This is a genomic window from Streptomyces beihaiensis (genome assembly GCF_026274175.1).
In the GTDB taxonomy this organism is placed as follows: Bacteria; Actinomycetota; Actinomycetes; order Streptomycetales; family Streptomycetaceae; genus Streptomyces; species Streptomyces beihaiensis.
Map to the genome: position 1 here is coordinate 1 of NZ_JAPHNL010000132.1, position 6,652 is coordinate 6,652.

Here is a 6,652-nt window from a genome sequence, read left to right on the forward strand (position 1 = left end):
CCGGGCCCGGCCGCCGCGAGGCCGAGCGCGGTCAGCGCCCACCCGGCGAGCACCCCGGCGGGGCTGCCGCCGAGGCCGCCCGGCATCGGGAACGCGGAGCCGCCGCCGGCGTGCGAGGCGTACGTCTCGACGGCGAGTCCGAGGGCGAGCAGGGCGACGCCCCACGGGAGCCCGGTCGGCGCGTCGGCCGGTTCCTGCGGTTCGCCGGTGGCGGCGGCCTCGGCGCGACGGGCGCGCGCGGCGCTCTTGCCGGTGCCGGTGCCACTGGCAGCTGTGGGCGGGCGCAGGGCGAGGGCGCTCGCCCCGGACGCCACGACGGGAACGATGGCGAGGAGGGTGAGCGCGGCGGCGAGCGGCAGCGGCCGGTCGGCGGCCAGCAGCCCCCGTGCCGCCCCGTCGAACGGCAGCCCCGACAGATCGCCGCGCAGATGCAGGAAGAACAGCAGCGCGAGCAGCGAGCCGAGCGTGCACGCCACCGCGGTGGAGACGGCGGCGACGAGGGTGAGCCGCACCGGCCCGAGCCCGACCGCGCAGAGGCCGGAGCGCGGTTTCGTGGCCGGGTCGGAGCGGGCCACGGCGACCGCGAAGTAGACGGTGGCGGCGAGCGGGGCCGCGCACCAGGCGAGCCGGAGCAGTGAGTCGGTGGAGGCGCGGGGGTGGCCCAGGGCGAAGCTCAGCGTGGCGAGGAGCAGGAAGCCGGTGCCGCCGGAGGCGGCCGCGACCAGGAGCCTGCGGAGCTGGACGACCGGGTGGGCGCCGCGGGCTAGACGGAGAGCGAGCACGCGGCCCGGCCTTCCGCGTCGGGAGCGTCGGTGGCCTCCGTGGCCCCGGGCAGCTGCACGGTGGTGACCCGGCGCCCGTCGAGCAGTGCCACGCGGCGGTCGGCGAGCGCGGCGACCTCGGCGTCGTGGGTGGCCAGGACGACGGTGATGGCGTGCGAGCGGGCGGCCGCCGTCAGCGTACGGAGCACATGGGTGCGGTCGGGGCGGTGCAGGACGGCGGTCGGCTCGTCGGCGAAGACCACGTTCGGGGCGTGCACGAGCGCGCGGGCGATGGCGACGCGCTGCCGCTCGGCCATGGACAGGGCGTGCGGGCGCTTGCGGGCGAGGCGGCCCACGTCGAGGCGCTCCAGCCATTCGTGGGCGGCGGTCTTGGAGTCGCGGCGGCCGGTGCCGCGCAGCATCAGCGGCAGGGCGGTGTTCTCCCAGACGTTGAGCTCGGGCACGAGGGCGGGCTCGGGGTCGATCCAGCCGAACCGGTCGCGGCGCAGCCGTTCGCGGACCAGGGCGCCCATGGTGTGGACGGGGGTGCTGTTGAACCACACCTCGCCCTGCTGCGGCAGCGCCTGCCCCGACAGGCAGCGCAGCAGCGTCGTCTTGCCGCTGCCGCGCGGCCCGGTGACGGCGAGGATCTCGCCCTCGCGGACACCGACACTGACGCCGGTGAGCGCGGGCGTGCCGCTGTGGGAGAAGTGCAGGGTGCGTGCCCAGAGCACGTCGTTGTCCGGCGGGGCCACCATGGCGTACACCTCGGTTCGGATCAGTTGTGCCGGGAAGTTCCCGTCCCCCTTCCGGGGGGAACGAAGCCGCGGCCGATCGGTCACGTCACTGCACTGGCACGGTAGGGATCCGTCACCGGGGCTCTCACACAGGACGCGGCCCGGTCACGCCCATCCCACTCGGATGGGCGCAACCGGGCCGCACCTTTGGCCAGCGGCTCAGATCTTAGCCCGGGTCAGATCTTGGCCCATGCCTCCGTCAGAACCTGGCGGACGATCGACTCGATCTCGTCGAACGTGGACTGGTCGGAGACCAGCGGCGGCGAGAGCTGGATGACCGGGTCGCCGCGGTCGTCGGCCCGGCAGTACAGGCCGTACTCGTACAGCTTCTTCGAGACGAACCCGTACAGGACGCGCTCGGACTCCTCGTCGGTGAACGTCTCCTTGGTGGCCTTGTCCTTGACGAGTTCGATGCCGTAGAAGAAGCCGTTGCCGCGGACGTCGCCGACGATCGGCAGGTCGTTGAGCTTCTGCAGGGTCGAGTAGAACGCCGACTCGTTGTCGAGCACGTGCTGGTTGAGGCCCTCGCGCTCGAAGATGTCCAGGTTGGCCAGGCCCACGGCCGCGGAGACCGGGTGGCCGCCGAAGGTGTAGCCGTGCAGGAACGTGTTGTCGCCCTTGTAGAACGGCTCGGCGATCCGGTCGGAGACGATGGCCGCGCCGATCGGCGAGTAGCCGGACGTCATGCCCTTGGCGCAGGTGATGATGTCGGGCACGTAGCCGAACTTGTCGCAGGCGAACATCGTGCCCAGGCGGCCGAAGGCGCAGATGACCTCGTCCGACACCAGCAGCACGTCGTACTGGTCGCAGATCTCGCGCACCCGCTGGAAGTAGCCGGGCGGCGGCGGGAAGCAGCCACCGGCGTTCTGCACCGGTTCGAGGAAGACGGCGGCGACCGTCTCCGGGCCCTCGAAGAGGATCTGCTGCTCGATCTGGTCGGCGGCCCAGCGGCCGAATGCCTCGGGGTCGTCGCCGTGTATCGGCGCGCGGTAGATGTTGGTGTTCGGCACCTTGTGCGCGCCCGGAACCAGCGGTTCGAAGGGGGCCTTCAGGGCCGGCAGACCGGTGATGGACAGGGCGCCCTGCGGGGTGCCGTGGTAGGCGACGGCCCGGGAGATCACCTTGTACTTGGTGTGGTTGCCGGTGAGCTTGTGGTACTGCTTCGCCAGCTTCCACGCGGTCTCGACGGCCTCGCCGCCGCCGGTGGTGAAGAAGACCTTGTTGAGGTCGCCCGGCGCGTGGTGCGCGAGCCGTTCGGCCAGCTCCACGGCCTTGGGGTGGGCGTACGACCACACGGGGAAGAAGGCCAGCTCGGCGGCCTGCTTGGCGGCGACCTCGGCGAGCTCCTGGCGGCCGTGGCCGGCCTGCACCACGAACAGGCCCGCGAGACCGTCGAGGTACTTCTTGCCCTTGTCGTCGTAGATGTAGGTGCCCTCGCCACGCACGATGGTGGGAACGGGCGCGTTCTCGTACGACGACATGCGGGTGAAGTGCATCCACAGGTGGTCGTACGCGGTTCGGCTGAGGTCCTTGGTGCTCACGGCTATCGGGTTCCCCACATATAGGTCTGCTTCTTGAGCTTGAGGTAGACGAAGCTCTCGGTGGAGCGCACACCGGGAAGGGCCCGGATGCGTTGGTTGATGACCTCCAGAAGGTGGTCGTCGTCCTCACAGACGATCTCCACCATCAGGTCGAACGAGCCCGCGGTCATCACCACGTACTCGCACTCCGACATGTCGGTGAGCGCGTCGGCCACGGCTTCCACGTCGCCCTCGACGTTGATGCCGACCATCGCCTGCCGCCGGAAACCCACGGTGAGCGGGTCGGTGACGGCGACGATCTGCATCACGCCCTGGTCGAGCAGCTTCTGGACGCGCTGGCGCACGGCCGCCTCCGACAGGCCCACGGCCTTGCCGATGGCGGCGTACGGGCGCCTGCCGTCCTCCTGGAGCTGTTCGATGATGGCGAGGGAGACGGCGTCGAGCGACGGGGTGCCGCCGCCGTTCCTCTGACTGGAACCCTTGGGGTCTGCGCTGCGACTGGCCACGGACCTCACTCTGCACGAGGAGTCGACAGTTCCGCAACCCCGGATCGATGAAATTCGTTGTTTACGACTTCGATACTCACGGATTTCGTAGGTGGCCCGGGGTGGGGGGTGTCGAAAACGTCGACGCCGGGGCTAGGGTGTGAGTGTCTCAAGCAGTGGACACCCGACAACATCGGACGTCATCCGACAAGCAAGGAGGCCGGTCAGTGACCACCAGTGAGCTGCGTCAGCTGCGCACCCTTCGTAACTACATCGCTGGCGAGTTCCGGGACGCCGCCGACGGGCGGACCACCGAAGTGGTCGACCCGGTCACCGGCGAGGCGTACGCGACCGCGCCGCTGTCCGGGCAGGCCGACGTCGACGCGGCCATGGAGGCCGCCGCGGCCGCCTTCCCGGCCTGGCGCGACCTGACACCCGGCGAGCGCCAGAAGTACATCCTCAAGATCGCCGACATGTTCGAGGAGCGCGCCGAGGAGCTCATCGCGGTCGAGTCGGAGAACTGCGGCAAGCCGATCGGCCTGACCCGCACCGAAGAGATCCCGATGATGATCGACCAGATCCGGTTCTTCGCCGGAGCCGCCCGCATGCTGGAGGGCCGCGCCGCCGCCGAGTACATGGACGGCATGACGTCGATCATCCGCCGCGAGCCGATCGGCGTCTGCGCGCAGGTCGCTCCGTGGAACTACCCGATGATGATGGCCGTGTGGAAGTTCGCCCCGGCCCTGGCCGCGGGCAACACCGTCGTCATCAAGCCGTCCGACACCACCCCCGCCTCGACGGTCCTGATCGCCGAGATCATCGGCGCGATCCTGCCCAAGGGCGTCTTCAACGTCATCTGCGGCGACCGCGAGACCGGCCGCATGATGGTCGAGCACAAGATCCCGGCGATGGCCTCCATCACCGGTTCCGTGCGCGCCGGCATGCAGGTCGCCGAGTCCGCGTCCAAGGACCTCAAGCGGGTCCACCTGGAGCTCGGCGGCAAGGCCCCCGTCGTCGTCTTCGACGACACCGACATCGCCAAGGCCGTCGAAGAGATCACGATCGCGGGCTACTTCAACGCGGGCCAGGACTGCACGGCGGCGACGCGCGTCCTCGTCCAGGAAGGCATCCACGACGAGTTCGTGGCCGCGCTCGCCAAGGCGGCCGCCGAGACGAAGACCGGAAAGCCCGACGACGAGGACGTCCTGTACGGGCCGCTGAACAACGCCAACCAGCTCAAGCAGGTCTCCGGTTTCATCGAGCGCCTTCCCGCGCACGCGAAGGTCGAGGCGGGCGGCCACCGCGTCGGCGACAAGGGCTACTTCTACGCCCCGACCGTCGTCTCCGGCCTCAAGCAGGACGACGAGATCATCCAGAACGAGGTCTTCGGCCCGGTCATCACCGTCCAGTCCTTCACGGACGAGGCCCAGGCCATCGAGTACGCCAACGGTGTGGACTACGCCCTCGCCTCCTCGGTGTGGACGAAGGACCACGGCCGCGCGATGCGTCTGTCCAAGGCGCTCGACTTCGGCTGCGTCTGGATCAATACGCACATCCCGCTCGTCGCCGAGATGCCGCACGGCGGCTTCAAGAAGTCCGGTTACGGCAAGGACCTGTCGGCGTACGGCTTCGAGGACTACACGCGCGTCAAGCACGTCATGACGTCGCTGGGCGGCTGACGCGCGCGCGTCAGCACGGCGCCGCGCAAAGCTCGACAAACGCGGTGCGGGAAACGTCCCCGCCGCCATACAGTGATGGCGCGGGGGCGGCTCCGCGGCGTGCTTCCTTCTCCTTCTTCTTCTGTGAAAAGAACCGTAGCGCGCCCACTTCCCGCCCCCGCGTTCTCATGTACGTACCGGGGGTGGGACGGATGGCGGCAGCGGCCGAGGACCTCGCCGCGCTGATGATGCGGCGACAGCAGCGGGTGTACGTCGAGGAGGGCGCGGCCGGGCCGAGGGTCACCGCCTCGGCGGGAGTCGTCGTCCTGGAGGCCGAACTCGCCACGCTCGGCCACCTGTTGACCGCTCCGCTGCGCCGCGCCCTCACCACCCTCGACGACGACGCGCTCGCCGCGGCCGGCACCCGGCTGCTCGCCGGCGTCGCGGCGCTCACGGGCGCCGACCGGCACCACGCGCCACTCTTCCGGAGCTTCCCGCGGGACGTCCCGTACGAGCGGGCGCACCGGCTCTACACCGGTCACATCCTCGCCACGCTCGGCGCACAGCCGCATCAGCCGTGCATGCGCTGCGGCGTGCCCGGCGGGGTCCGCGCCGTCGCGCCCTGCGCCCACCTCGTCTGCGACACCTGCCTCGGCACCCTCGACTTCGGGTGCTGCGAGGAGTGCTGCACCTGGTACGCGTGCCCGGTCTGCGAGACGCGGTACGAGACCGGGGCCGATGCCGCGGCCGGATCGGGCGGGCCCGCCCGGCCCTGGCTCGACGTGCCGGCGTACGACGGCGACCGTGACGTGCTGCGCACCCTCACCCTCGGCGGCTCCCCCGCCGAGGACGCCGCCACCGAACTGCGCGGCCTGCTCGGCCGCCGGACCCCGCTCGGCCCGCAGGACCACGACGACCTGGTGCTGCTCCTCAACTCCCTGCCCGCGGAAGGCTTCACGCGGGCGCTGCCCGCCGAGATCCCCGTACGCGAGTCCAAGGCGCTCGTCCTCGCGCTCCTCGCCGAGCACGACCCGGCGGCGCTCGACCGCTACGTGGACACCGCGACGGACGTGCTGCGGCTGCTCGTCGTGCGCTCCGGCGGCGACCCGGACCTGCTGGAACCGGTACGGCTGAAGGGGGCGCCGCGCGCGCTGCGTCACCGACTCCTCGCCGCACTCGACCGGCTGGAGCCGACGGCGCTCGTCGAGGACATGGGAAGGCGGCCCGCCGCGTTCAAGCGCGTGGGCGAGCTCCTGCACCCCTTCGAACACGCCCGCCGCCACCCGCGCGCCGCGCTCGCCTTCGCGGTCCTGCGCGGCCTGCGCCTCGACGACCGGAGCGCGCTCACCGAGACGCTGCTCGCCGAGGCCGCCCGCCACGGCGACGCCGTCCGGCTGGTCGGCGACCGCC

At 71.2% G+C, this 6,652-nt stretch carries 4 protein-coding genes and 2 pseudogenes; 2 read left to right on the plus strand and 4 right to left on the minus strand.

Annotated features, from left to right (window positions below; all coding sequences use genetic code 11):
- The 4 genes and pseudogenes from OFY01_RS14035 to OFY01_RS14050 all read right to left on the minus strand — a co-directional run.
- A pseudogene (locus OFY01_RS14035) lies at positions 1-782 on the minus strand (hypothetical protein); the annotation flags it as partial.
- Complete coding sequence (locus OFY01_RS14040) at positions 764-1,519, minus strand: ABC transporter ATP-binding protein (RefSeq protein ID WP_266599782.1); 756 nt, start codon at positions 1,517-1,519, stop codon at positions 764-766. The gene OFY01_RS14040 and the pseudogene OFY01_RS14035, both read right to left, overlap by 19 nt.
- 215 nt (positions 1,520-1,734) lie before the next feature.
- The gene (locus tag OFY01_RS14045) at positions 1,735-3,117 is read right to left on the minus strand and encodes an aspartate aminotransferase family protein (protein WP_266599784.1); all 1,383 of its coding nucleotides are present in this window, start codon (positions 3,115-3,117) and stop codon (positions 1,735-1,737) included.
- On the minus strand, positions 3,102-3,605 hold the full coding sequence (locus OFY01_RS14050; protein WP_266599786.1) for an Lrp/AsnC family transcriptional regulator: 504 nt from the start codon (positions 3,603-3,605) through the stop codon (positions 3,102-3,104). The genes OFY01_RS14045 and OFY01_RS14050 overlap by 16 nt, the downstream gene beginning before the upstream one ends.
- A gap of 206 nt (positions 3,606-3,811) precedes the next feature.
- Here OFY01_RS14050 and OFY01_RS14055 point away from each other — a divergent pair, with 206 nt between their 5' ends.
- Together OFY01_RS14055 and OFY01_RS14060 are read left to right on the plus strand one after the other, a co-directional pair.
- Positions 3,812-5,263 (plus strand): gamma-aminobutyraldehyde dehydrogenase, encoded by a 1,452-nt coding sequence (locus tag OFY01_RS14055; protein ID WP_266599788.1) that lies wholly within the window; start codon positions 3,812-3,814, stop codon positions 5,261-5,263.
- 191 nt (positions 5,264-5,454) lie between these two features.
- Positions 5,455-6,652, plus strand: a pseudogene (locus tag OFY01_RS14060) (hypothetical protein); the annotation flags it as partial.

Excerpts from the sequence above, each read along its gene's own strand:
- OFY01_RS14040 (WP_266599782.1), bottom strand. The coding sequence starts at position 1,519 with ATGGTGGCCCCGCCGGACAACGACGTGCTCTGGGCACGCACCCTGCAC.